This is a genomic window from Actinomyces respiraculi (assembly GCF_014595995.2).
Taxonomy (GTDB): domain Bacteria; phylum Actinomycetota; class Actinomycetes; order Actinomycetales; family Actinomycetaceae; genus Actinomyces; species Actinomyces respiraculi.
This window is the reverse complement of sequence record NZ_CP063989.1, coordinates 1,226,267-1,251,912: the sequence shown is the minus strand read 5'-3', so window position 1 is coordinate 1,251,912 and position 25,646 is coordinate 1,226,267. Positions and strand designations below refer to the sequence as shown.

The following is a 25,646-nucleotide window of genomic DNA, read 5'->3' as shown; positions in this document are numbered from 1 at the left end:
TCCTCTCGGAAGCGGGCGGGTGAGGGGGTCAGAGGATGGTGAGCCAGTTGCGCAGGAGCTCGGCGCCGACGTCACCGGACTTCTCCGGGTGGAACTGGGTGGCGCTCAGCGCCCCGTTCTCGACGGCGGCGAGGAAGTCCTCGCCGTGTGTGGCCCAGGCGGCCAGGGGCAGGCGGGTGGGGCCCTCGTCGAGCAGGTCCGCGGGGTTGGTCTTGGCGGCGTAGGAGTGGACGAAGTAGAAGCGCTCGCCGTCGATGCCGTCGAACAGGACCGTGCCCTCGGGGGCGCGGACCTCCGTCCAGCCCATGTGGGGCACGACGTCGGCCTTAAGCCGGGAGACGGTTCCGGGCCACTGGCCGAGGCCGGGCGCGAGGGCACGGGCCGGGGCGTCGGCGGCCCCTGCAGCAGCCTCTGTGGCGAACTCAGTGGAGGCCTCGAACATCACCTGCATGCCGACGCAGATACCCAGGACGGGGCGGCCTCCAGCGAGACGGCGGTCGATGAGCCGGGGGGCGTCGACGGCGCGCAGCTGATCCATGACGGAGGCGAAGGCGCCCACGCCCGGCACGAGCAGCCCGTCTGCGGTCTCGACGGCGGCGGCGTCGTGGGTGAGCTCGACCTGGGCTCCGACGTGCTCAAGAGCGCGCACGGCAGAGCGCACGTTCCCGCTGCCATAGGACAGGACGACGACGGTGGGCTGGCTCATGGGCCCACCCTAGCGGCGACGGGGCACGCCACCGCAGGCGTCTCAGGCACCACACGCCGCCGGGAGCCTGATCGACATCGCTCACAACGGCCCGCTGCCCGCCGTCGTCGGCCGGTGCTGACGGCCATGGCGGGCAGCTCAGTGCGCGCCGGGCCCCTTGTTCCCGCGCAGACCACGGCCGAGCCAGCGTGCCGTGCGCCCGGGCCTGACCTCGCTGGTACGCAGCGCGCCACGCACGTCCTCGGCCCGGGTCATGCCCACAAGGATGTCCTCAACAACCGGGTCCGCAGCGGCGAGCACAAGACCTGCGCTTGTCTCCTCCCCCGCCGTGCCGCCCGCGTAGTGGCGGGCCGTGATGGTGCCGGACAGGCCTGCCTCGATGCCGACGTCCGTGGCCAGGTCCGCGGTCAGCAGCACGACGCCCGCCTTCGACAGGCGCGAGAGCGCCCCGGCCAGCTCGGCAGCCTCGACCGGCTCGGTCTGAGCGCCGGCCAGGAGCTCGCTGACGTCCCACTCAACGTGGGAGGAGACAAGCTCCTTCACGGCCAGAGCGCCCGAGCTCGAGGGCACAACCGTGCAGTCCAGCTCGCTGGCGGCGCACAGCACCGCCAACGCCTGCGCGTTGGCCACCGGGGTCAGGACGACGGCGACCTTGATCGCGTGCGGTAGGCCCTCAGGCTGGGTGACGGGAGCGGGCACGGCCTCACCGGCGGGTCCGAGCCGGGCCATGCCCTCAAGGGACGAGATGTCGTCGGGGACCCCGACGTCAGGCACGGGCAAGGCCTCGGGGTCGCGGTAGGTGTTGTGGGGCACGTCCTCGATGGAGACCTTCGCGGGAGCCTGGTCCCCCGGCTCGGTCTCCTGCACGTCGGCCTCCGCGTCGTCGACCTCGGAGCTGGAAGCGGCACCGTCGTCGGCCTCCTCAGGCAGGTCCACGTCAGCCATGAGAGCAGCGAACTCGGCGTCGATGTCCTCTCCCGGGACCTCCCCGGGCATGTCCTCGCGCCCGCTCACAGCGACCCCTTAGTGGAAGGGACGCCCTCGACGCGGGGATCCGGCGACACGGCCGTGCGCAGTGCCCGGGCCAGAGCCTTGAACTCCGCCTCGGCGATGTGGTGGGGATCGCGCCCGGCCAGGACACTCACGTGCAGGCAGATGCCGGCGTGGTAGGCGATCGCCTCGAGCACGTGGCGGACCATGGAGCCCGTGAAGTGGCCGCCGATGAGGTGGTGGGCGAAGGCCTCGGACTCGCCGGTGTGGACGAGGTAGGGGCGCCCGGAGATGTCGACGACGGCCTGGGCGAGGGCCTCGTCGAGCGGGACCAGGGCGTCACCGAAGCGGCTGATGCCGCGCTTGTCCCCCAGCGCCACCTTCAGGGCATCGCCGATGCAGATGGCCGTGTCCTCCACCGTGTGGTGGACGTCGATGTCGGTGTCGCCCTTGGCGCGCACCGTCAGGTCGATGAGGGAGTGCTTGCCCAGCGCGGTGAGCATGTGGTCGTAGAACGGGACCGTGGTGTTGATATCCGTCCGGCCGATGCCGTCGAGGTCGATCTCGACGACGACACTGGACTCACTGGTCGTGCGTTCGATTCGTGCGGTGCGGGACATGCAGTGTCTCCTGGTCTCCTGGTCTCGTGGGCTCGTGGTGTCGCGGGTGGCTCAGGGGCGGGTGACGGCGGTCAGGGCGGTGCGGAAGGCCTCCATCTGCGACGGCGTGCCCATGCATACCCGAAGGTACCCGTCAGGACCGACAACGCGGATGAGGACGCCGCGCTCGAGCAGGCCTTCGAAGACGGCCTGACGGTCCTCGAAGGGGCCGAAGAGGACGAAGTTGGCGTCGGACTCAAAGGCCATGTGCCCCTGCGCGCGCAGCCAGGCGACGGTGGCGTCGCGCTCGTCGCGCAGGGAAGCGACCTGGCTCATGAGCTCCTCGCGGTGCGCGAGGGCGGCCAGGGCCGCCGCCTGACTGATGGCGGACAGGTGGTAGGGCAGGCGCACGACCCGCAGGGCGTCGACGAGCGCCCTGGTGGCGGCGAGGTAGCCCAGGCGCAGGCCGGCCATACCGAAGGCCTTGCTCATGGTGCGGCTGACCGCCAGGTGCTCATAGTCCGCCAGCAGCTCAAGCGCGCTGGGCACGCCCGGACGGCGGAACTCGCCGTAGGCCTCATCCACGACCACGACGGCGTCCGTGGGGGCGCCGTCCTCGTCGAAGGGGCCGGCACCGCGGGCGGCGTCGAGGATGGCGCGCACGTCCTCCAGGGGCAGGGCGGTGCCCGTGGGGTTGTTGGGACTGGCGAGGATGACGACCGCCGGGTGGTGGGCGACGATGGCGGCGCGCACGGCCTCGACGTCGAGAGTGAAGTCCTGCCTGCGGGCGAGGGTGACGTACTCGGTGAGGGTGTCGCGCGCGTACTCGGGATACATCGAGTAGGTGGGGGTGAAGGACAGGCACACACGGCCGGGGCCGCCGAAGGCCTGCAGGACGTGGAGCATCACCTCGTTGGACCCGTTGGCGGCCCAGATCTGCTGCCAGGGCACCCGCACCCCGGACTCGACGGCGAGGTAGTCGGCCAGCGCCTGGCGCAGGGCCGGGAACTCGCGGTCCGGGTAGCGGTTGAGACGGGTGGCGGCGGCGCGCACGGCGTCAGCGATGTCGTCAATGACCGCCGGCGAGGGCGGGTAGGGGTTCTCGTTGACGTTGAGCCGGGCCGGCACGTCCATCTCGGGGGCGCCGTAGGGGGTGTCGCCCGCCAGACCGGGGCGCAGGGGGAGGTTGCTCACGTCCGCAGTGTAGGAGGAGGGGCGTGCCGCGAGCGGGGGCGTCCGCGCCGGGGTGGACGCCCCCGTGGCTCACAGTCGCTGCGAGGCCAGGCGGGCGCCGTCGGCAAGAGCCTCGAGCTTGGCCCAGGCGATCTGGGAGTGCACGCGACCGCCCAGACCGCAGTCGGTGGAGGCAACCACCCGCTCGGGGCCGACGAGCGAGGCGAAGCGCTCGATGCGGCCGGCGACGAGCTCGGGGTGCTCCAAGACATTCGTGGCGTGCCCGACGACGCCCGGGATGAGGTACTTGCCCTCGGGCAGCTCGGTGTCCTTCCAGATCTTCCACTCGTGCTCGTGGCGCGCGTTGGCCGCCTCGAAGCTCAGGCCGTTGGCGTTGACCGTCAGGGCCAGGTCGACGATCTTGTCGAAGCCGATGTCGGTCGAGTGCGGGCCGTGCCAGGAGCCCCAGCACACGTGGTAGCGCACGAGCGCCGGGTCGATGCCCTCCAGGGCGTGATTGAGGGCCTCGATGCGCACCTGGGAGAAGCGACGGTAGTCCTCCAGGGAGGGCTCGACGACGAACTGGTCCCAGGACTCCGCCAGGTCGGGGGCGTCGATCTGGAGGGTCAGGCCGGCGTCGGTGATCGCCCGGTACTCCTCACGCAGGGCCTCAGCCCAGGCCCACACGGCGGCCTCGTCGTCCTCGTAGTAGTAGTTGCCGACGCGTGCGGCCGAGGCCGGGGAGACGGAGGCGACGAAGCCGTCGGACAGTGGCTTGTCGGCGCGCTTCAGGGCCGCCCTGAGAGCGGCGATGTCACGGGCGACGACCTCATGACCGGTGTAACGGATCTCGCCGGTGACGACGGGGAAGACCCACGGCCGACGCGTCGCCAGGTGGATGCCCGACGTCGGGTCTGAGTAGGCCTCGGCGAAGGCGACCCAGTCGCGCCGCTCCACCATGGCGTCGAGCTCGAGCTTGCCGGGCGGGGTGGGCTTGCGCTCGGGCAGGGTCTGAAGGAGCTCAAGACCGCTGAAGCGAGTGAAGCTGTAGCTCCACCAGGCGCCGTAGTCGACCTTCTCGGTCATGGCGTGGCCGTACTCGCCGTCGTTGACGACGTCGATGCCGGTGGCGACCTGGCGGGCGACGACCGCCTCGGTCTCAGCGGTGACGACGGCGGCCAGACCAGCGGCATCGAGGGTGCCGGCCGCGTGCTCGGCGTTGGCCGTCAGCAGGGCGTCGGTGCGGGGCAGCGAGCCGACGTGGGTGGTGCGGATGTGTGTGCTCACGGTGGTGCCGTCCTTCCATCGTTCCTGGCGGGAGCACCGTCCGCCGTCGGGGCGGGGCGGTTGCTGCGGCGTCGGGGAGCCAGGTCTCTCAGCCGCTCGGGATGGTTGTGCCGTGAGAGTACTGGTCGTCCTGACCGCCGCGCACCCCGGTCCGTGATGTGGACCGTCTGGGACGATCGGTCCCGCTCGCTGCCCGGCCCCCGTCACTCAACGCCGCCCTGTGCCGCTCAGCGGGCGCTAGCGTGCTCGGTATGGACACCGCCACCGCTGCCACCGGCTCGCCGTCCTCACCCGTCCGCGAGCGCGCCGAGGCCGTTCTGCGCGCGCTCGTCGGGCGCGAGAACGCCCGTCTGCGCGAGGACCAGTGGAGCGCGATCGAGGCGCTCGTCATCGGGCGCCGTCGTGCGCTCGTGGTCCAGCGCACCGGCTGGGGCAAGTCGGCCGTCTACTTCGTCGCCACGGTGCTGCTGCGCGAGGGCTGGGCGGGATGGCAGGAGGGCTCGCCGACCCCCTCCCCCGGCTCGCGCACCGGCGCGGGCGCGACCGTCATTGTCTCCCCGCTGCTGGCCCTCATGCGTGACCAGGTCACGGCCGCGCGCCGGGCGGACATCCATGCGGTGACGATGAACTCGGCTAATGCCACCGAGTGGGACGCCATTGAGCAGCAGGTGCGCGCCGGGCAGGTGGACGTGCTGCTCGTGTCCCCGGAGAGACTCAACAACCCGGTCTTCCGTGACGAGGTGCTGCCCCACCTGGCCGCCGACGCCGGTCTGGTCGTCATCGACGAGGCGCACTGCATCTCGGACTGGGGGCACGACTTCCGCCCCGACTACCGGCGTATCCGCACCCTGTTGTCCGGCCTTCCGGCGCGCACCCCCGTGCTGGCGACGACGGCGACCGCCAACGCGAGGGTGACGGCCGACGTCGCCGAGCAGCTGGGGGCGCACGGGGCGGCCCCAGCAGAGCCGGTGACAACCGGTGAGCCGGGTGTGCTCGTGCTGCGCGGCTCGCTTGAGCGCGACTCCCTGCACCTGGCGGTGCGCAGGCTGCCGGACGCGGCCGCCCAGGTCAGCGAGCGCCTGCGCGAGGCGGGGCTTGAGGTGGCTGCCTATACGGGTCAGACGGACCCGGCCGAGCGCGAGCGCCTGGAGGAGGAGCTCAAGTCCAACCGGGTCAAGGCCCTGGTGGCGACCTCCGCCCTGGGGATGGGCTTTGACAAGCCGGACCTCACCTTCGTGGTGCATGTGGGATCGCCCGCCTCCCCGGTCGCCTACTACCAGCAGGTCGGGCGTGCGGGCCGTGGCGTGGACCGGGCAGAGGTCGTGCTCCTGCCGGGTGCGGAGGACCACTCGATCTGGGAGTGGTTCGGGGCCCAGGGATTCCCGCCGGAGCAGGAGGTCCGTGAGGTCCTGGCCGCACTGGAGGCCGCGCGCGAGAACGGCGAGGGCCCTATGAGCACCGCGGTGCTTGAGACCATCACGAGCCTGCGGCGGACGCGGTTGGAGTCGATGCTCAAGGTGTTGGATGTGGACGGTGCGGTGCTGCGGGTGCGCGGTGGCTGGGTCTCCACGGGCGCGACATGGGCCTATGACGCCGAGCGCTACCAGCGCGTCGAGGCCGCACGGCTGGCGGAGCAGGACCTCATGCTCGCCTATGAGGCGCTTGAGGCTCCCGGCTGCCGGATGGCCTTCCTGCGCTCGACGCTGGACGATCCGTCCATGCCCGAGGGGTGGCGCTGCGGGGCCTGCGACCTGTGCGGGGGTCTGGCGCTCGAGGTCGAGGCCGGTGAGCAGGAGGTCGAGGCGGCACGGGCGTCGCTGGCGCGCGTGGGGGTGGTCATCGAGCCCCGCAGGCAGTGGCCCACGGGCATGGAGCGCCTGGGCCTACCGGGGCTGCGCGGGCGCATCCCTGAGGACCGCCGGGCCTCCGCGGGCCTGGCGGTCGGGCGCCTGGACGGGCTCGGCGTGTCTCAAGCCCTGAGGGAGCTCGTCGAGCCGGCTGCGGCCGAGCCCACGGGCCCCGCCGTCGGCACCAGCGCCCCCGGTGCCACTGTCGGCAGCACGGCGGGAGGGTCACTGCCTGTGGCGTACGGCGGCCAGGACGGCGGTGTCCCGGCAGCGCTGCGTGAGGCGGCCATCGAGGTGGCCGTCAGGCTCGGCGCGCTGGCCCAGCCGGAGGAGGCGGGTGCGCCGGGAGAGCAGGGCGAGCTCGTCGCTGTGCTCATCGACTCGCGCACCCGTCCGCAGCTGCTGCGCCAGCTCGGCAACGCGGTGGCCCGGACGCTTGCCGCGCCGCCGCTGGGGATCGTGTCCGTGCGCGGCGAGCCGGGGCGCCACGACGTCGGCTCCGCCTTCCGCCTGGCGGACGTCGCCCGCTCGCTCACGATGGAGAACTGGTCCCGCAGCGCGCTCGCGAGCCTGCAGGGCGCCCACGTCGTACTTGTGGACGACTGGACAGACTCGGGCTGGACGCTCACTGTTGCGGCCTCGCTGCTGCGCGAGGCGGGTGCGGCCAGCGTACATCCCTTCGTCCTGGCCCAGCGCTGAGGCCGGCTCTTAGCGCTGCCGGGCCCGGGCCGCCTCACCGTGGGCGGGCAGGTCCTCGGACTCGGCCAGGGCCGTCAGCGGGCCTGTGAGCGAGGCCAGGGCCTCGGCGTCGTAGTCGATGACCTGGACGGGCTTGAGGTAGGCCATGACGCTCAGGCCGGCGGCGAAGCGGGCGGTGCCACCGGTGGGCAGCACGTGGTTGGAGCCGGCGAGGTAGTCGCCCAGCGGCACCGGCGAGTAGGGGCCGACGAAGATCGCGCCGGCGTTGTGGACACGGCGGGCCACCTGCGCGGCGTCGGCCGTGTGGATCTCCAGGTGCTCGGCCGCGTAGGCGTCGGTGACGGCGAGGCCCTGCTCGAGGTCGCGCACGAGCACGACGGCGGACTGCGGGCCGGTCAGGGCCGTCCTGGCCCGCTCGGCGTGCTTGGTCGCGGCGGTGCGCCGCTCCAGGGCGGCGTCGGTGGCCTCCGCCAGGGCGGGAGAGTCGGTGATGAGGACACTGCCGGCGTTCGGGTCGTGCTCGGCCTGGGAGAGCAGGTCGGCGGCCACCAGTTCGGGGTCGGCGGTGGCGTCGGCGAGGATCGCGATCTCGGTGGGCCCGGCCTCGGCGTCGATGCCGACGACGCCGCGCACCGCGCGCTTGGCAGCGGCGACGAAGATGTTGCCCGGGCCGGTAACGACATCGACGCTCTCGCACAGCTGGTCGGAGCTGCCGCCCGCCGCGGAGATGTCGGCCCGGTCGGTCTCGGTCTCGGCGCGGGCGCCGTAGGCGAGCATGGCGACTGCCTGAGCGCCGCCCACGGCGTAGACCTCGTCGACGCCCAGCAGGGCACAGGCCGCGAGGATCGTCGGGTGGGGCAGGCCGCCGTGCTCCTTCTGCGGCGGGGAGGCCAGAGCCACCTGCGCCACGCCGGCAACCTGGGCGGCGACGACGTTCATGACGACCGAGCTGGGGTAGACGGCGAGCCCGCCGGGCACGTACAGCCCCACGCGGCGCACGGGGACCCACCGCTGGGTGACGGTGCCACCGGGAACGATCTCGGTGACGCGCTCGGTGGGCAGCTGGGCGCGGTGGCCGGCACGGTTGTGGGCGATAGACAGCTCCAGGGCCTCGCGCACCGGCGCATCGAGGGACCCCAGCGCCTCGGCGATGGCGACGGCGGGCACCCGCAGGTGCTCGGGGCGCACGTGGTCGAAGCGCTCAGCCGCGTCGCGCAGGGCCGCAGCGCCACGCTCGCGCACGTCCTCGATGGTGGGGGTCACGGCCTCGAGGGCGGCCGCGACGTCGAGGGTGGCGCGGGGCAGGGCCTCGGCGAGCTCGCGGGCGGTGAGATCGGTGTCGCGCAGGTCGATGCGAGTGAGCATGGCGTCAGGGTAGCGGGGCGTACCGGCCGATGACCCGGGCGTCCCGCCGACAACCCGGGCGTCCGGCCGACGGCCACGTCCTCCCCGACTGGCTGATCCGCCCTCAGGACGGGGCCCCTGCCGGCTCACCCGAGCCCGGCCCACGCTCAGCTGCCGGCGCGGTAGCGGTGCGTGCGCTCGTCGTCGATAACGCCGTCCCAGCCCAGACCGAAGCCGAAGGCGTAGCGGTTGCCGACGACGTCGGTGTAGGCCTCGTCATCGAAGGGCAGGTCCCCGCAATGGCGCTCGACCGCCGTCATGGAGGCCGGTAGCAGCCCGCTGGGCTTGAAGCGGCCGCGCAGCAGCTCCCACACGTGCTCCTGCTGGGCCCCAGGTCGACGATGGCGGCGAGGTCGGCGTCGTCGGGGTCCGCGGCCCATTCTAGGGCGGCCTCGCCGGGCCGGTAGGAGTCGATGTCGCGGGAGGGCTCGGGCAGGCGCATGAAGCCGAGGGAGGCGTCGATGTGGCAGGTGGGCACCCAGGCCCGCAGTCCCTCACCGGTCAGCGGCAGGAGGGACTCGCCGTCGGGCGCGATGATGAGGCGGTAGGCCTCGACGCCGGGGCCGGCGGTCCGGCCGGGTCGTGTGGCCCATCACGGAGGGCTCCTTCGTTCACGCGTCGCCTGTCGGCAGTGACCGGGTCAGGCTACCGATCCATCAGGGGCCTGTGGGGGGTGAGTTCGGACCACGTCCTGCGATCTGGACCAGCAGCCGTCATTGCGGACCACCTACGGACGCGTCTGGGGTGGTCCAAACGGGGGAACACGGTCCAAACGGGGGAACGCTGTCAGCCCTCGCGCGCGAAGCGGCCGACGAAGGCGAGTACCTCGGTCTCGACCTCGGCGCGCGTCGTCGGCTCGTTGTGCACCTCGTGGCGCACCCCGGTCCACACGCGCGTGCGCACGTCGCGCAGGCCTGCCGCCCACAGATCGTTGGCCAGTGCGTAGGCACCTTCGCCGTAGTTGCCGACGGGGTCCTGGTCCCCGGCGAGGATGAGCACCGGCAGGTCGGTGGGCATCGACTCGGCCCACGCGGTGCCGTTGCAGCGGCGGTACAGGGTGCAGAAGGACTTGGCGAAGCGCAGCGTCATGGGCGCCCCGAAGTTGTTGTACGGGTCGATCGCGTGGTCGGCGACTACGCCCTCGTCCAGGGCGACCCAGGCGGTCGGGGGCACGCCGTCGCCGTAGCGCTCGTTGACGCCGACGAACATGAGGGCGGACAGGCCGTCGGTGTCGAGGGCCTCCCCGCCGCGCTCGGCGATGGCGGTGTCGAGGGCCTGCTCCACGGCAGGGTCCTCGAGGCCACGCATGTGGGCGACGGGGCCACAGTAGATGGCGCCCGCGAGGCCCTCGGGATGGGTGGCGCTCAGGGCCCGGGCGATCATGGATCCCCAGGAGTGGCCGAAGAGGATGTAGGGCAGGTCGGGGAAGCGCTCGGTGACGATCTCGCGCAGGCGCCGCTCGTCCTCGACGACCACCTTGTCACCGTGCTCGCCGGCGTCCTGCCAGATGCCCGACGCCATGGCGGTCGCGCCGTGGCCTGCGTGGTCGTCGGCGGCGACGACGTAGCCGTGCTCGAGGAGCGTGGCGATGAGGTGGAGGTAGCGGCGCGAGTGCTCGCCGAGCCCATGGACGAGCTGGACGATGCCGCGCGGGCGGATGGTGGCGGGGGTGTAGATCCAGGCCTTGATCTCGTCGCGGCCGTTGGCGGAGGCGAAGGGGACCTCGTACAGAGCCATGTGCTGACCTCTCTGTCAGGTGGGGGCGGGGGCGCCAGGCTATCGGGAACCGGGCGGCACGGGCGGCCGTTCGGGACGGGACGCACTCACGTCGAGCCGCTTACCGTCGCAAAGACCGTCGGGCGGCGTCGTCGGGGCCCGCCGACCGTGAGGGACGGGCCCCGACGAGGGGGCTTACAGGCGCGACGGGCTCAGTCCTGGTCGTCAGCCTCGACGAGTGCGGCCGCCGTCGCCGTCAGCTCGGCGGCTGCGCCCTGCGGGTCCCGGGCCCGCAAGCGACGGATGTAGCGGGCGTAGACGATGTACGCGCCGCCGATGAAGATGACGACGCCACCGATGTTGTAGACGAGCGTGAGCCAGGCCTCCTGGCCGTAGGGCAGTGTGCCGGTGACGAACACGAAGGAGAAGACCACCATCATGAAGGCCGCCATGCCCATGCCGAAGGAGCGCGAACCGACACGGAAGTCGCGGGGCACCGCGTCGTAGTTCTTGCGGAAGAAGAAGTAGGCCAGGTAGATGAACAGGGGCGGGATGAGCGCCGTCGCCGCGGTCATGTTGATGACGATCTGGAGCAGGCCGTCGATGGAGTCGGAGCCGAGGGCCGGGATGATGAGGATCGGCACGACGATGAGGAACTGCAGCCACGCGGCACGCCACGGCACGCCGTTCTCATTGAGTTCGACGAGCCTCTTGCCGAAGATGCCTCCGGGGATCTCGGAGAAGAAGATCTTGACGGGGGTGGCCGTCCACATGAGCAGGGAGCCGAGCGTGGCGGCCAGCATGACGAGGCCGACGACGCGGTTGACGAGCCCGCTGCCCAGGCCTAGGTGGGCGCCCAGTCCGCCCATGGTCTGGAAGATGCCGTCGGAGTAGGTGAGCTCGCCTGCGGGGACGAACACGGTCATGAGCAGGGAGGCGACGGCGTAGAGGAGGCCGATCATGAGGCCGGCGAAGATGATGGTGCGGATGAAGGCCTTGACGCCGCCGCGCAGGTCGTTGATGTAGACGCCGACGGACTCGGCGCCGCCCACGCCCTGGATGATCCAGGCGAGGGTCCCCAGGAAGGCCCACGTCGTGGCGAAGGTGCTTGTGTCGGGCGCCATGGCTCCGACGGTAATGGGGGTCGCCGGCTCGAGGCCGCCGAGCAGCGCGCCGCCGGTGAGGATGACGAAGGCGAAAGACATGGCCATCATGAGGGTCGCACCGACGTTCGTGACCTTGCCGATCCAGGTGGCACCCTTGGTGGAGACCCAGGTGGCGACGGCGAAGACGGCGATGGAGATGATCGTGATGGCCGTCTGGGAGAAGACCCTCTCCTGGCCCCAGAAGGCGTAGGAGGCGTACACGAGGATGATGGGCAGGAGCGAGGCGAAGTAGAAGAGGTTGACGAACCAGTAGGAGAAGGCCCCGAGGAAGGCCCAGCGGCCTCCGAGGGAGGTCTTGATCCAGCGGTAGTCGCCGGACTCGGAGTCCTTGTTGAGGACGACGAACTCCGCGATGATGAGCGTGTAGGGCAGGAAGTACAGCAGCGTCGCGAAGAAGAACGACGGCGCCGACGCCAGGCCGATCGACACGGAGTTGTTGATGACGTTGCGGAAGTTGAAGACGGCCGCGACCGTCATCGTCAGGAGCGCGTAGGTTCCGACCCTCGCGCGAGTTGAGGTTGCCATGGTGACGTCCTAGGTGTCGGGTTGGGGTTACTTGTTGGGCAGGCTGCGGCCCTCGACCGTGAGGTGGAGCAGCACTCCGTCGAAGTCGTCGGAGGGAACGAGGCGGGTGGCCTCGTCGATGTCGACGCGCACCGTCTGCCCGGCCGTGATGACGCACGTTGTCCGCGTGCCCTCGACGGCGCTGACCGCCTGCCGGTCGTTGAGGTCGCTGTACGGGCCGACGGGCCTCGTGCAGCGGCTGACGTCGATGGAGACGCTGCCGGCGAGGCAGTGGACGACCCGCTGGTAGCGGCGGCGCAGGACGAGGTCCGTCTCGCGCTCGCCGGCGTCGATGCGGCGCCAGGTGAGGGAGTCGCCGACGGAGAACGCGATCCCCGTCGGGGCGCGGGTGGCGGCCTCAATGGCCTGGAGGGCCCGGTCCCACTTCTTGGTGCCGGCCAGGAGGGTGCGCACCTGCCCGAGGTCGGTGAAGACCCTCATGTCAGTGCCCCCTCGTGACGGCGCAGAAGGTGAGGTGGTGCTCGAAGGCCCGCCAGCGCACGCGGTAGCTGTCGAGTACCTCGGAGCCCCAGGAGTTGGAGCCGAGTCCGAGGAGCTCGAAGTCGAGGTTGACCTCGGTGGTGGGCTCGGGGGTGAGCTCGTCGAGATGGCGGGCGCGGTCGAGCTGGGCGTCGGAGTAGGGCAGGACCCTTGCGCACAGGTCGGTGTCGCCGGCGATGACGCCGAGGCCCATCCCCTGCTCATCCGTCAGCTCGAGGGTGCGCACGCCGGTGCGGCAGCCCATGTCCTGCGGGACGACGTAGGGCGTGACCATGTCGGCGGGCGTCGTCGTCCACACCCCGTAGAGGGCGGCCCTGCGGGAGTCGGGGTAGTTCTCACCGGGCCCGAGGCCGCGGTAGGTGACCCGGTGGATCCGGTCGGGGACGGCCATGCGCAGACCGATCCTGGGGATGATGTCGTCGTAGTCGCCGTAGGGCTCACCGGAGACGGTCAGCGCGATGCGCCCGTTGGGACGCACCTGCCACAGGTAGCGGCAGCGCATGCCGAACCCGAGGGCGGGCGGAGCGATGGTGGAGCGGACGTCGACGCACACGTGGTCGGCCTCCTGCCTCCACTCGACACTGCGGGTGGACTCCTGGAGGAGGTGGAGGAAGCGGGGCTCCCACAGGTCCGTGGACTCCTGTGCGTGGTTGTCGATGAGGGCGTGCCAGAAGGCCAGCCTGGGCGGGCTCTCGACGAGGTTGTCACCGTCGACGACGAGCCCGGTGAGCGAGCCGTCGACGAGGTCGAAGATGACCTCTGCGGCCGTGGTGGTGATGCGCAACTCGCTCCCCACGTCCTCGGCGCGCAGCGGGGCGTGCTCGCCGGGCGCGCCGAGTACGGCGGCGGGAGAGGCAACTTCCTCGACAAGGAACTGCGACTGGGCGAGGACGTGACCCACCTCAGTGCCGACGCCGGCGCGCGTGCGCAGAGCGCGGGCGGTGAGGTGGACCGGGACGCTGCGCCCGCCAACCTGCTCGCAGGCCGCGGTGCGGGCGCGGGAGATGAGGTCGTTGACGGCCAGAGTCGTGCTCTGCCCCGGCTCGAGGGCGGGGCAGGTGATCGTGTGCTCGGCGACGACGACGCCGTCGGCACTTGCCTGGACGAGGATGTCGGTGTCGTGCACCGGCTCGAACCAGTACCGTGAGGTGACCGTCAGGGCGTCGCCGTCGAGGGCGAAGCGCAGGGGTGCGATGACGAAGCCGTACTCGGTGAGTCCGGGGCTGGGCTCGCGCCATGGGAAGACGAGGCCGTCGATGCAGAAGTTGGCGTTGTTGGGCACGTCGCCGAAGTCGCCGCCGTAACGGTAGGACTGCCTGCCATCGACGTCGACGCGCACCCCGTGGTCGATCCACTCCCAGATGAAGTGGCCCTGGATGTGGTCCCAGCGGTCGACAACCTCCTGGTACTCACTCAGGCCACCGGGGCCGTTGCCCATGGCGTGGCCGTACTCGCACAGGATGCGGGGCTTGGGGTGGGGGTACTCGCCGAAGTCGTTCATCTGGGAGACGCGGGAGTACATGGTCGAGATGACGTCGACGACGTCGGCGTTGCGGTCCTCCTCGTAGTGCACGGGGCGGGTCGGGTCGAGCTGCTTGCAGCGCTCGTACATCGCGGCGATGTTGCAGCCGTAGCCGGACTCGTTGCCGAGGGACCACATGACGATGCTCGCGTGGTTGCGCTGGGCCAGGACGTGGCGCTCGATGCGCTCGACGTAGGCGTCCTGCCAGACGGGGTCGTCGGTCAGGCGCGAGAGGTCGCCGACGTTCTCGAACCCGTGGCTCTCGAGGTCGGTCTCAGCCATGACCATGAGGCCGATCTCGTCGCACATGGCGTAGAAGCGGGGGTCGTTGGGGTAGTGCGAGGTGCGCACGGCGTTGATGTTGTGCGCCTTCATGAGCTCCAGATCGCGGCGCACGAGGTCGATCGAGATGGCGCGTCCGCGGTCGGGGTCGTGGTCGTGGCGGTTGACGCCGTGCATCTTGAGGTAGCGGCGGTTGAGGAGGAGTCGGCCGTTCTCAATGCGCACGTCTCGGAAGCCCAGCGGGTGGGCGATCGCCTCGGTGACGGAGTCGTCGGCGTCGATGACGGACAGGACGAGCGCGTAGAGGCGGGGGGCTTCGGGGTTCCACCAGGTAATGCCGGTCAGGGCCTCGTCGAGGCGCGCTCGGCCGTCCTGTGTGCCGAGGGTGCGCGCCAGGAGGACGGTGCCGTCGACGGGGTCGAGGACCTCGCAGCGAACGGCGGTGCCGGGGACCGGCGTACTGAGTTCGACGTCGACGGCGAGGTCGGCGGTGCTCCGGTCGGGGCGCATGTGCGTGGTGAGATGGAAGTCGCGTAGGTGCGTGGCGGGACGATCGAGCAGGGCGACGTCGCGGAAGATGCCGCAGGCCCACCACATGTCCTGGTCCTCGATGTAGGTGGCGTCGCTGTACTGGCAGACGATGACGACGAGGAGGTTGTCCCCGGGGACGAGGGCGTCGGTGACATCGAACTCGGCGGTCAGTCGCGATCCCTTGGAGAAGCCCTGGTACACGCCGTTGACGTAGACCTCGAAGTAGGACTCGACGCCCTCGAAGCGCAGGACGCGCACTCGTGCATCGTCCACGGAGTCGAGGTGGATGGTGCGCTGGTAGAGGCCCGTGGGGTTCCCGGTGGGGACATAGGGCGGGTCGACGGGGAAGGGGTATCCCTCGTCGGTGTACTGGAGCCTGCCGTAGCCGTCGAACTGCCACATGTGGGGGACGGTGACGGTGTCGAGGCCGGCGCCCAGACGGCGGGTGAGGTCCTGGGGCACTCGCTGGCGGGCGCTGTAGAGGCGGAAGTGCCACGCTCCGGTGAGGTCGAGGTAGCCGCTGGTGCGGTGACGGCCGATGCCGAGGCCGGGGACTGCGGCCGCCTCAAGGGCCTCGGCGTGGCTTGGGTAGGGGATGACGTGGGCGTGGGCGGGCAGGCGGCCCCATGAGAGGTCGGCCTGGTTCTCCCAGGGGTGCTGGCTGGTCATGGATGGTCCTGTTCGGCGGCGACTCGACGCATAGAAACCGCTCTCTATGCTGCACGACACATGATGAACCCGACAGAAACCGGTTGTCAATGCGTCCTTCGCCTCACGTGGCCCGAACGTCGCAGACCGGCGACAATGGGCCCCATCCTCGTGACCAACCCCAGCATCCACAGGAGATGACGACCGTGCCCAAGCGCGCCACGATCCTCGACGTCGCCAAGGCGGCAGGGGTGTCGAAGGCGACCGTCTCGCGTGTCCTCGCGGGCGACTATCCCGTTGCCAAGCCGACGGCCCAGCGCGTACGGGAGGCGGTTGAGGAGCTCGGCTACACAGCCTCCAGCCGGGCGAGGTCCCTGGCCACCGGCCGATCGGACGCCTTCGCCGTCATCATCTCCGAGCCGCTCGACGTCTTCTTCGCGGACCCGACCTTTGCGCGCATCGTCCAGGGCATCACCGACGCCCTGAGCGACACGAGAGTCGTTCCCATCCTCCTGCCGACGGCGACGCCGCAGGAGCAGGGCAAGGCCTATCGCCTCATCACGAACCAAACGGTAGACGCGGTCATCCACCTGTCACCCTGGTCGGACCAGGGCCTGCTCGACTCGCTGGCCTCCGAGCACGTACCGACGGTCGTGTGCGGCCAGGACGAAGGCCTTGAGAAGGATTCCCCCTTCTCCTTCGTGTACTCCGACGACCGCCTCGGCGCCGTCCAGGCGGCCGAGCGCGTCCAGGCGGCCGGCCGCACAAACCCCGTCGCAATCCTCGGCAAGCAGGACCAACCCGCAGCCACTGACCGCCTCAAGGGATACCAGGAGGTCTTCGACTGCCTGAGCGACGAGCGCATCCGGTGGGGCGACTGGTCGGAACGGGCGGGTGCGGACGCGATGCGCAGCATCCTCGATGCCGGCCTGGACCTGGACGCAGTCCTCGCCGGGTCGGACCGTATCGCCAGGGGCGCCATTGAGGTGCTGCGCCGAGCCGGGCGGAACGTGCCCGCTCACGTGTCGGTCATCGGCTACGACGACCACCCGACGGCGATGGACCGCTCCCCCGCGCTCACCACAATCGCCCAACCCATGCACGCGCAGGGCGAGGCCGCGTGCCGGCTCGCGCAGGACATGGTCGAGGGCGCTCCCGCCCGCACGATCATCCTGCCCACCGAGCTCAAGGACCGCGAGACGGTCTGAGCGCAGCGTGGACCACCCCGGGGTGAACGTTCACATTTCATGCTCTGTCTCACTACACTCGGCCCCGAGACCAGGCCCGGACGATGCCGCCCGGCGCCGATCGCCGTCGGCCCCGACCACCCGCGGCCGAGCAGCACGACCACCCACGGAGCACCCACGGATGAGCACCCCCACCCTCGACCTGACCCGCACCGCCCTCGGCATCGAGCTCGGCTCGACCCGCATCAAGGCCGTCCTGACCAACCCCTCCGGCACCGTCCTGGCCACCGGCGGCCACGACTGGGAGAACTCCCTCGTCGAGGGCATCTGGACTTACTCCCTTGAGGAGATCGTCGCCGGCCTCCAGGGCGCCTACGCCGCCCTCGCCACCGACCTGCGCGCCCGCCACGGCGTCGAGCTCACGAGTACCGGAGCCATCGGCGTCTCCGCGATGATGCACGGCTACATCCCCCTCGACGCCGATGGCAACCTCCTCACCCGCTTCCGCACGTGGCGCAACACCATGACCGCCAGCTCCTCGCGCACGCTCTCCCAGCGCTTCGGGCTCAACATCCCCCAGCGCTGGACCGTCTCCCACCTCCACCACGCCGTCACCGGCCACGAGGCCCACGTGCCCTCCATCGACCGCGTCACCACGCTCGCCGGCTACGTCCACTGGCGGTTGACCGGCCGCCACGTCCTGGGCGTCGGCGAGGCCTCCGGCGTCTTCCCCATCGGCCCCGACAACCGCTCCTTCGACACCACCATGCTTGAGGCCTTCGACGACCTCATCGCCGCCGAGCCCGCCGTCACGTGGTCCCTGAGAGACGTTCTGCCCGACGTCGCCCTCGCCGGGCAGGAGGCCGGCACCCTCACCGCTGAGGGCGCCGCCCTGCTCGACCCCACCGGCGTCCTGCACCCCGGCGTCCCGCTGTGCCCGCCGGAGGGCGACGCCGGCACCGGCATGGTCGCCACCAACGCCGTACGACCGCGCACCGGCAACGTCTCAGCCGGCACCAGCGCCTTCGCGATGATCGTCCTCGAGGAGCCCCTGCGCACCCTCATCGAGGAGATCGACCTCGTCGCCACGCCCTCGGGCGCCCCCGTCGCCATGGCCCACGCCAACACCTGCACCTCGGACCTCAACGCCTGGGTGGAGGTCTTCTCCCAGTTCGCCCAGGTCATCGGGGCCCCGGTTGAGCGCGGGGCGCTCTTCGACATCCTGCTCGGCGCCGCAGCCGAGGGCTCGATGGATGAGGCCGGTGTCATGAGCTACAACTTCCTCTCCGGTGACGCGCTCGTCGGGCTCAGCGAGGGACGTCCGCTCACCGTGCGCCGCCCGGAGGCCCGCTTCAGCCTCGCCGGCCTCATGCGCTCGCACCTGTTCGCCCTCTTCGCGGCGATGGCGCACGGCGTGCGCATCCTGCGCGGCGCCACCAACGTGCGCATCGACTCCATGCACGCGCACGGCGGCATCTTCACCACCCCCGGGATCCCCCAGCGCACCCTCGCCGCGGCCTTCGATACCCCCGTGTCCGTGGCCGCCACGGCTTCCGAGGGCGGCGCCTGGGGCATGGCGCTGCTCGCCGGCTACCGCCTGTGGTCCCAGGGGCGCAGTCTGGAGGACTACCTGGACGAGGCTGTCTTCGCGGGCGCCCAGGAGGTCACCATCGAGGCCACGCCCGAGGAGGTCGCCGAGTACGCCCGCTACCTCGACCGTTTCGTTGGCGGCCTGCCGCTGCAGAGGACGGCCGTCGAGGTGTGCTGAGGCCGCGCCCTCCTCGCTGAGCCCCGCCCTCAGCCGGCCCAGTGCGCCCAGACGGTCTGTCGTTGCGGCGGCGCCCACCCGGCATCGGGGGTGCCGACCTCCCCCGTGGCGGCGCTGACGACGAGCGCCGCCAGCCCCGGCTCGCCGCGCGCGGCGCAGTCATGAGCGAGCATGTGCAGCAGCGGCCCCATGTGCCGGGGCAGGACCAGCCCTCCGATGGCCTCCGACAGCTCGCCGTAGGTGAGCACGTCCCTCTCCCGTGCCGCCTCGATCAGCGCTGAGCGCGCACGCGCAGTGGCGAGTGCGAGCCTGGGCGTGAGCGTGTGCTGCCGCCGGCCCACCTGGTACCTCTCGCCGACGACGATCGCGAGCTCGAGACCCTCCAGGTACTCCTCGCCCGCCCCTGCCGGGTGCGCGTCCTGCCCTGTCATGGTCGCAGCCTACGCAGGGGCGGACCTGCGTCCTGGGAGCCGCCCGACCCCTGGCACACTAGCCCCATGAGCAGTGCCTCCCCCAGCGCGCAGTCCTTGCCCACCGTGCCCGTGCGCGGCGAGATCACGCTCGGCCAGTTCCTCAAGCTCGCGGGCCTGGCGGAGGACGGCGCCGAGGCGCGCATCGCCGTCCAGTCGGGCGATGTCCTCGTCAACGGCGAGACCGAGACCCGCCGTGGTCACCGTCTGGCCGACGGCGACGTCGTCGTCGTGGACCTGCCAACCGGCGAAGCCGGCGCCGTCGTCGCCGTCGAGACCTGAGACGTCACAAGCCTGAGACCTCACAGACCCGCGGCCGCTGCCCCCTCCCGGGCCTCAGCGCGACAGGCAGGCCGGGCCGAGCAGCGCCTTGATGTCTGAGTAGAAGGCCTGGCTGGCCTCCACCCGCAGGGACGAGTCCAGCTGCGTGCGCACCTCGCGCCCCGGGCTCGTGAGCGTCAGCCGCACCGGGCTCTCCCCCGGGTGCTTCTCCAGCACCGTGCGGAACTTCTCCACCAGCGGCCCCGTGCAGCGGTTGGTCGGCAGCGTGATCGTCACGGCCGCGCGCGAGGCGCTGGAGACGTCCGGGATCGTCAGCTCCTGCGCGTACAGGGCCACCTGGCCGTCGCGCCGGTTGAGCTTGCCGCGGATCGTCACGACGGTATCCGGCGCGAGCATGGTCGAGACCGTTTGGTAGGTGGCCGGGAAGAAGAGGCACTCCACGCTTCCGCCCAGATCCTCCACCTGGACGATCGCCCAGAGGTTGCCCTGCTTGGTCGTCTTGCGCTGCAGGGAGGTGATGAGCCCGGCGACCGTGACCATCGCGCCGTCGGGCCTCTCATCGTTGGACAGCAGGTCGGCGATCTCGGTGTCTGCGAGCTTGCCCAGCAGCCCCTCCAGACCCAGCAACGGGTGGTCGGAGACGTACAGGCCCAGCATGTCGCGCTCGTAGGCGAGCTTGTCCTTCTTGTCCCACTCGGGCAGGTCCGGAACCTCCGAGGAGAAGACCGGCCCCGAGGAGAAGGGGTCCTGCCCACCGCCGTCCCCCTCCCCCATGAGGGAGGCGAAGAGGTCGAACTGCCCGGCCGCCTCGTTGCGCTTGACGCCGATGATCTCGTCGACGAAGTCCTCGTGGCAGGCCTGCAGGGCCCGGCGCGACTTGCCGAGCGAGTCGAAGGCGCCGGCCTTGATGAGCGAGTCAATGGTGCGTTTGTTGCACACCACGGCAGGGACCTTGTCGAGGAAGTCCTCAAACGAGGTGTACAGTCCCTTGTCCGTGCGCGCCTCGACGATCCCGGCGACGACGTTCGCGCCGACGTTGCGCACCGCCCCCATGCCGAAGCGGATGTCCTCCCCGACGGCGGAGAACTGGGCACGTGAGGCGTTGACGTCCGGGGGAAGCACGCGGATATTCATGTGCCGGCACTCGCCCAGGTAGACAGCGAGCTTGTCCTTGTTGTCCTTCGCGCTGGTGAGCAGGGCCGCCATGTACTCGGTCGGGTAGTGGGCCTTGAGGTAGGCGGTCCAGTAGGTGACGACGCCGTAGGCGGCCGAGTGCGCCTTGTTGAAGGCGTACTTGGCGAAGGGCACCACGACGTCCCACAAGGCCTTGACCGACTCCTTGGAGAAGCCGTTGGCGACCATGCCTGCCTCAAACTCGACGTACATCTTCTCCAGGATGTCCATCTTCTTCTTGCCCATGGCCTTGCGCAGGGCGTCGGCCTTGCCCATCGTGAAGCCCGCCAGGTCGGTGGCGATCTTCATCACCTGCTCCTGGTAGACGATGAGGCCGTAGGTGTTACCCAGGATTGGGTCGAGGGCGTCCTTGAGCTCGGGGTGGATGGGAACGATCTCCTGCTGGCCGTTCTTGCGCAGCGCGTAGTTCGTGTGGGACTCCGCGCCCATGGGGCCGGGCCGGTAGAGGGCGCCGACGGCGGAGATGTCCTCGAAGTTGTCGGGGCGCATGAGGCGCAGGAGCGTGCGCATGCCGCCGCCATCGAGCTGGAAAACGCCCAGGGTCTCACCGCGCGCGAGCAGCTGGTAGGTCTCGGGGTCGTCGAGGCCGACGTGGTCGATGTCCAGCGGCTCCTTGCCGTTGGCGACGATGTTGTCCAAAGCGTCGGAGATGACCGTGAGGTTGCGCAGGCCCAGGAAGTCCATCTTGAGCAGGCCCAGGTGCTCACAGGTCGGGTAGTCGAACTGGGTGATGTAGGCACCGTCCTGGAGGCGCTGCATCATGGGGATGACGTCGGTCAGCGTCTGGGAGGACATGATGACGGCGCAGGCGTGCACGCCCCACTGGCGGGTGACACCCTCCAGGCCCATGGCGAGCTCGACGATCTTCTGGGCGTCCGGGTCCCCGGCGTGCAGCTCGCGGAACTCCTGGGCCTCGCCGTAGCGCTCGTCCTTGGTGTCGAAGATGCCCTTGAGGGTGATGTCCTTGCCCATGATGGTGGGCGGCATCGCCTTGGTGAGCTTGTCGCCGACGGCGTAGGGGTAGCCCATGACGCGGCTGGCGTCCTTGAGGGACTGCTTGGCCTTGATGACGCCGTAGGTGACGACCTGGCTGACCTTGTCCGAGCCGTACGTGTTCTTGACGTACTCGATGACTTCCTCACGCCTGCGCTCGTCGAAGTCGACGTCGATATCAGGCATGGAGATGCGCTCAGGGTTGAGGAAGCGCTCAAAGATCAGGCCGTGCTCGATGGGGTCGAGCTCGGTGATGCCCATGGCGTAGGCAACGATGGAGCCCGCGCCGGAGCCGCGGCCGGGCCCGACGCGGATGCCGTGGTCCTTGGCCCAGTTGATGTAGTCGGCGACGACGAGGAAGTAGCCGGGGAAGCCCATCTGGACGATGACACTGATCTCGTACTCGGCCTGGCGGCGCCGGTCCTCGGGGATGGCGCCGTGGTAGCGGCGCTCCATGCCGCGCCAGCACTCCTTGACGAACCACGAGTCCATGGTCTCACCCTCGGGGACGGGGAAGACGGGCATGAAGGAGGCGCCCTCGTCGACGGTGCGGAAGGAGACGTCGCACTGCTCTGCGACCAGGAGCGTGTTGTCGCAGGCCTCAGGCATCTCCTTGAAGAGCTCTCTCATCTCCCGGCCGGGGCGCAGGTAGTAGGTGGGACCGCCGTCGAACTTGAAGCGGTCCGGGTCGCTCAGGACGGAGCCGGAGTTGATGCACAGCATCGCGTCCTGGATCGTGGCGTCCTCGGGACGCACGTAGTGGGAGTCGTTGGTGGCGATGAGCGGGGCGCCGAGCTCCTTCGACAGACGCAGCAGGTCTGTGGTGACCCGGGTCTCGATCTCGAGCCCGTGGTCCATGAGCTCGACGTAGAAGTAGTCCTTGCCGAAGATGTCCTGCAGCTCGCCGGCGCAGCGGCGGGCCTCGTCCCACTGCCCCAGGCGCAGGCGGGTCTGGATCTCGCTCGAGGGGCAGCCGGTGGAACCGATGAGACCGGCGGCGTGGCGCGACAGGAGCTCGCGGTCCATGCGCGGGGCCTTGCCCCACTGGCCCTCGAGGGAGGCGTAGGAGTCCATGCGCATGAGGTTGTGCAGGCCCTCATCATTGCGGGCCAGCAGCGTCAGGTGCGTGTAGGAGCCGCGGGCGGAGACGTCGTCTGAACGTTGGGACTCATCGCCCCAGAAGACGCGGGTCTTGTCGAAGCGGCTCGTGCCCGGGGTCATGTAGGCCTCGACGCCGATGATCGGCTTGATACCGGCCTTCTTTGCCGCCGCGTAGAACTCGTAGGCGCCGAACATGTAGCCGTGGTCGGTGATGGCCAGAGCGCGCTGCCCCAGACGCTTGGCCTCGGCGATGTAGTCCTTGATCTTCCCCGCGCCGTCGAGCATCGAGTAGTCCGTGTGCACGTGCAGGTGGACGAAGTCGTCCATGGGGGCCTCGGTGCTCATGTCCGTCATGGAACTCATCCTAGGTGCGGTCACCGAGACGCTCGATGCCCAGTCGGTCACGTCCGACGGCGAGGGCCGGATTGGGCGGAGACCGTCTCGTCATCGATGACGGTGCGTGCCATGTCGCGGTGCCGGATCCCGGCGTCGAGATGGCGCCCGCAGTGGGATGCTGAGGTGGTCGAGGTCCCGAGGGATCATCGGTGCTGCTTTCCGGCTGCGCCCCGCAGGCGGGTCAGCGCAGGACGGAGATGTCGCGCAGGACGTCGAGGGCGTGGACCAGGTCCTCGGGATACTCGGAGCGGAAGGTCATCCACTGCCCCGTGACCGGGTGGGCGAGACCAAGCGCGCAGGCGTGAAGCCACTGGCGCACGATCCCGGTGCGCTCGCTGAGCTTGGGGTCGGCGCCGTAGGTCGCGTCGCCCACGCAGGGGTGGCCGACGGCGGCCATGTGGACGCGGATCTGGTGCGTGCGGCCGGTCTCGAGGTGCACCTCAACCAGGTCCGCCGTCGGCATGGACTCGATGACGTCGTAGTGGGTAACGGACTCGCGCCCGCCGTCGATGATCGCCATCCTCCACTCACGGCCGGGGTGACGTCCGATCGGCGCCTCGATCGTGCCGGAGGAGGGGTCGAGGTGGCCCTGAACGAGGGCGTGGTAGATCTTGTCGACCGTGTGCTCGCGGAAGGCCCGCTTGAGCACGGAGTAGGCGCGCTCTCCCTTGGCTACGACCATGACGCCCGAGGTGCCCACGTCCAGACGTGAGACGATGCCCTGACGCTCGGCAGCGCCCGAGGTCGCCACACGCACGTGCATGGCCTTGAGGGCGCCGAGCACGTCGGGGCCGTCCCAGCCCATCGAGGGGTGCGCGGCCACGCCCGCCGGCTTGTCGACGACGATGATGTCCTCGTCCTCATAGAGGATCCCCATGCCCTCGACGGGGGTGGCGACGGGCTCAACGGGGCGCGGGTCCGGCATGTCGACCTCGAGGAGGGCGCCGGCGCGCAGGCGGTCGGATTTGCTGAGTGCGGCACCGTCCAGGCGCACGCCGCCCTCGGCGCAGATCTCCCCGGCCCTGGTGCGAGACAGTCCGGTCATACGGGCCAGGGCGGCGTCGACGCGCTCGCCGGTGAGCCCGTCGGGCACGGGCATCAGGCGCAGGCTCATGCCTGCTGCGTCCCGTCCGCGACCTCCTGAGAGGATACCGCGAGCTCCTCAGCCGTATCCTCCGGCTCCTCGGACTCCTCGGCCCCCTCGAGCTCCACAGACTCTTCGGGCTTCTCAGACTCCTTGCTGCGCCCGGCGCGGCTGCCGTCGATCTCAAGACCGTACAGGCTCAGCACCATGATGACGCCGGCCGCGGCCACGATGGCGATGTCGGCGACGTTGCCGACGAACAGGCCCCCGTAGTCGATGAAGTCGACGACGTGGCCGCGCAACGCCCCGGGGGACCTGAGGAGGCGGTCGATGAGGTTTCCGACGGCGCCGCCGAGCACGAGACCGAGCGCGATGGCCCACCACCGAGAGCCCAGGCGCCTGGAGACCCGCAGGACGACGACGGTGACGGCGGTCGCGATGAGGGTAAAGAACCAGGTCTGCCCGGTGGCGAAGGAGAAGGCGGCACCGGGGTTGCGCAGCAGGACGAGTCCGAGTAGGTCTCCAAGCACCGCGACGCGCCGCCCGTCGGCCAGAGCGCTGACGGCCCAGGCCTTGGTGCCCTGGTCAATGAGGACGACGACGACGGCGAGCACCCACAGGAGGCGGACGTGGTCGGTGCGACGGGTCCGGTCGGTAGGTGCGGCGGAACGGGGCGTGTCCTGGGCTGACGGTGTCATGGGTCCTCTCGGGTGTCTCACACCGCGAGGGCGGCGGCCCCATGCTGGGGTCACCGCCCTCGCGGGTTGGTCATGGCCGCCGTCGTGGCGGTGACAGGTGATAGTAGAGCAACGCGGGGTCACAGAGGCCCGGTGCCGCCGTCCGGGCCGTCCTCGACGGTGGTGAGGAGGTTCTGCAGGTAGCTCTTGAGGCGAGTGCGGTAGTCGGACTCGAAGCGGCGCAGCTCGTCGATCTTGTGCTCGAGGCCGGAGCGCTCCTTCTCGAGCTGGGCGAGGGTGCGGTTGCGCTGGTCCTCGGCCTCGCGAATAATCGACTCTCCGGTGGTGCGGGCCTCGGAGATGATGCGCTCACCCTCGGCCCGGCCGTTGGAGACGTGCTCGTCGTGCAGGCGCTGGGCCAGCTCGAGCATGCCGGAGACCGCGTTGGGGTCCTCGGCGCCATCGGCGGAGCCGAGCGCGGCCACGGGGGCCTGCGGGGCGGCGGGAACCTGCACGGGGACAGGGGCGGAGATGGGCTCGCCCTGGCCGAGCTCGGTGATGCGAGCGTTGGCGGCCTCGAGGCGGGCCTTGAGGTCGGCATTCTCCGCCTCAAGCTGACGCATCGCCTCCACGACCTCATCGAGGAATTCATCGACCTCGTCCTGCTCGTAACCCTCGCGGAATTTGGTCGCCTGGAACTTCTTGTTGAGGACGTCGTCTGCGGACAGCAGCGTCATTGTCGTCACCTCGGTGTCGTTGCGGACATGTCGCGAGCACCAGCAATCCAGGTACTCATGCTGACAGGTTACCTGAACTCAAGGTTCAGGCGTACCGACAACGTCAACCTAGTGCGCCTTCT

General features: G+C 70.3%; 21 protein-coding genes and 1 riboswitch. Of the genes, 4 read left to right on the top strand and 17 right to left on the bottom strand.

From position 1 onward, the window contains the following. Window positions 1-28 precede the first annotated feature (28 nt). From hisH to ID810_RS05160, 5 genes are all read right to left on the bottom strand, one after another. Complete coding sequence (gene hisH / locus ID810_RS05180) at window positions 29-706, bottom strand: imidazole glycerol phosphate synthase subunit HisH (protein WP_166857794.1); 678 nt, start codon at window positions 704-706, stop codon at window positions 29-31. Between the two features lie 138 nt (window positions 707-844). Beyond that, window positions 845-1,720, bottom strand: a complete 876-nt coding sequence (locus ID810_RS05175; RefSeq protein WP_243856687.1) for a hypothetical protein — start codon at window positions 1,718-1,720, stop codon at window positions 845-847. After that, window positions 1,717-2,316, bottom strand: a complete 600-nt coding sequence (gene hisB, locus ID810_RS05170) for an imidazoleglycerol-phosphate dehydratase HisB (protein WP_166857792.1) — start codon at window positions 2,314-2,316, stop codon at window positions 1,717-1,719. The genes ID810_RS05175 and hisB overlap by 4 nt, the downstream gene beginning before the upstream one ends. Before the next feature lie 51 nt (window positions 2,317-2,367). After that, a complete protein-coding gene (locus tag ID810_RS05165) occupies window positions 2,368-3,489 on the bottom strand; it encodes a histidinol-phosphate transaminase (protein ID WP_166857790.1) in 1,122 nt (373 codons plus the stop codon). A 69-nt stretch (window positions 3,490-3,558) separates the two neighbouring features. Next, window positions 3,559-4,755: a cobalamin-independent methionine synthase II family protein gene (locus tag ID810_RS05160; RefSeq protein WP_166857788.1), complete on the bottom strand. Its 1,197-nt coding sequence runs from the start codon at window positions 4,753-4,755 to the stop codon at window positions 3,559-3,561. A 12-nt stretch (window positions 4,756-4,767) separates the two neighbouring features. After that, window positions 4,768-4,863, bottom strand: a riboswitch (SAM riboswitch). A 143-nt stretch (window positions 4,864-5,006) separates the two neighbouring features. Between ID810_RS05160 and ID810_RS05155 the strand changes: the two genes are divergently transcribed. Beyond that, entirely contained in the window at window positions 5,007-7,301 is a 2,295-nt protein-coding gene (locus tag ID810_RS05155) for a RecQ family ATP-dependent DNA helicase (protein WP_166857786.1), read from the top strand. A gap of 9 nt (window positions 7,302-7,310) precedes the next feature. On the opposite strand, the gene hisD is transcribed toward ID810_RS05155, so the two are convergent. The 7 genes from hisD to ID810_RS05120 all read right to left on the bottom strand — a co-directional run bounded on the left by hisD (window position 7,311) and on the right by ID810_RS05120 (window position 15,656). Continuing rightward, the gene (gene hisD / locus ID810_RS05150; RefSeq protein WP_166857784.1) at window positions 7,311-8,666 is read right to left on the bottom strand and encodes a histidinol dehydrogenase; all 1,356 of its coding nucleotides are present in this window, start codon (window positions 8,664-8,666) and stop codon (window positions 7,311-7,313) included. A 146-nt stretch (window positions 8,667-8,812) separates the two neighbouring features. After that, a complete protein-coding gene (locus ID810_RS05145) occupies window positions 8,813-8,965 on the bottom strand; it encodes a hypothetical protein (RefSeq protein ID WP_166857781.1) in 153 nt (50 codons plus the stop codon). Beyond that, the gene (locus ID810_RS05140) at window positions 8,962-9,183 is read right to left on the bottom strand and encodes a hypothetical protein (RefSeq protein WP_166857779.1); all 222 of its coding nucleotides are present in this window, start codon (window positions 9,181-9,183) and stop codon (window positions 8,962-8,964) included. The genes ID810_RS05145 and ID810_RS05140 overlap by 4 nt, the downstream gene beginning before the upstream one ends. 308 nt (window positions 9,184-9,491) lie before the next feature. Further along, window positions 9,492-10,442 (bottom strand): alpha/beta fold hydrolase, encoded by a 951-nt coding sequence (locus ID810_RS05135; RefSeq protein ID WP_166857777.1) that lies wholly within the window; start codon window positions 10,440-10,442, stop codon window positions 9,492-9,494. A gap of 191 nt (window positions 10,443-10,633) precedes the next feature. Beyond that, window positions 10,634-12,112: an amino acid permease gene (locus tag ID810_RS05130; protein WP_166857774.1), complete on the bottom strand. Its 1,479-nt coding sequence runs from the start codon at window positions 12,110-12,112 to the stop codon at window positions 10,634-10,636. A 27-nt stretch (window positions 12,113-12,139) separates the two neighbouring features. Then, window positions 12,140-12,592 carry a NanQ anomerase/TabA/YiaL family protein gene (locus ID810_RS05125; RefSeq protein WP_166857772.1) on the bottom strand — a complete coding sequence of 151 codons (453 nt, stop codon included), beginning with the start codon at window positions 12,590-12,592 and terminating at the stop codon, window positions 12,140-12,142. Between the two features lies 1 nt (window position 12,593). Then, window positions 12,594-15,656, bottom strand: coding sequence for a glycoside hydrolase family 2 TIM barrel-domain containing protein (locus ID810_RS05120; protein WP_166857770.1), 3,063 nt, complete (start codon window positions 15,654-15,656; stop codon window positions 12,594-12,596). Window positions 15,657-15,832: 176 nt separating this feature from the next. Between ID810_RS05120 and ID810_RS05115 the strand changes: the two genes are divergently transcribed. After that, window positions 15,833-16,843 (top strand): LacI family DNA-binding transcriptional regulator, encoded by a 1,011-nt coding sequence (locus ID810_RS05115; protein WP_166857768.1) that lies wholly within the window; start codon window positions 15,833-15,835, stop codon window positions 16,841-16,843. A 160-nt stretch (window positions 16,844-17,003) separates the two neighbouring features. Next, window positions 17,004-18,590 (top strand): xylulokinase, encoded by a 1,587-nt coding sequence (locus tag ID810_RS05110; RefSeq protein WP_166857766.1) that lies wholly within the window; start codon window positions 17,004-17,006, stop codon window positions 18,588-18,590. Between the two features lie 29 nt (window positions 18,591-18,619). Here ID810_RS05110 and ID810_RS05105 read toward each other — a convergent pair whose 3' ends face one another. Beyond that, the gene (locus ID810_RS05105; protein ID WP_166857764.1) at window positions 18,620-19,021 is read right to left on the bottom strand and encodes a hypothetical protein; all 402 of its coding nucleotides are present in this window, start codon (window positions 19,019-19,021) and stop codon (window positions 18,620-18,622) included. A gap of 66 nt (window positions 19,022-19,087) precedes the next feature. On the opposite strand from ID810_RS05105, the gene ID810_RS05100 reads away from it, so the two are divergent. Further along, window positions 19,088-19,342, top strand: coding sequence for an RNA-binding S4 domain-containing protein (locus tag ID810_RS05100; protein WP_166857762.1), 255 nt, complete (start codon window positions 19,088-19,090; stop codon window positions 19,340-19,342). Window positions 19,343-19,396: 54 nt separating this feature from the next. Here ID810_RS05100 and dnaE read toward each other — a convergent pair whose 3' ends face one another. The 4 genes from dnaE to ID810_RS05080 all read right to left on the bottom strand — a co-directional run bounded on the left by dnaE (window position 19,397) and on the right by ID810_RS05080 (window position 25,524). Beyond that, a complete protein-coding gene (dnaE, locus tag ID810_RS05095) occupies window positions 19,397-22,984 on the bottom strand; it encodes a DNA polymerase III subunit alpha (protein WP_166857760.1) in 3,588 nt (1,195 codons plus the stop codon). A gap of 223 nt (window positions 22,985-23,207) precedes the next feature. Continuing rightward, window positions 23,208-24,140 carry an RluA family pseudouridine synthase gene (locus ID810_RS05090; RefSeq protein ID WP_166857758.1) on the bottom strand — a complete coding sequence of 311 codons (933 nt, stop codon included), beginning with the start codon at window positions 24,138-24,140 and terminating at the stop codon, window positions 23,208-23,210. Continuing rightward, window positions 24,137-24,808 (bottom strand): signal peptidase II, encoded by a 672-nt coding sequence (gene lspA / locus ID810_RS05085; RefSeq protein ID WP_166857756.1) that lies wholly within the window; start codon window positions 24,806-24,808, stop codon window positions 24,137-24,139. The genes ID810_RS05090 and lspA overlap by 4 nt, the downstream gene beginning before the upstream one ends. A gap of 119 nt (window positions 24,809-24,927) precedes the next feature. Beyond that, on the bottom strand, window positions 24,928-25,524 hold the full coding sequence (locus ID810_RS05080) for a DivIVA domain-containing protein (RefSeq protein ID WP_166857754.1): 597 nt from the start codon (window positions 25,522-25,524) through the stop codon (window positions 24,928-24,930). Window positions 25,525-25,646 lie beyond the last annotated feature (122 nt).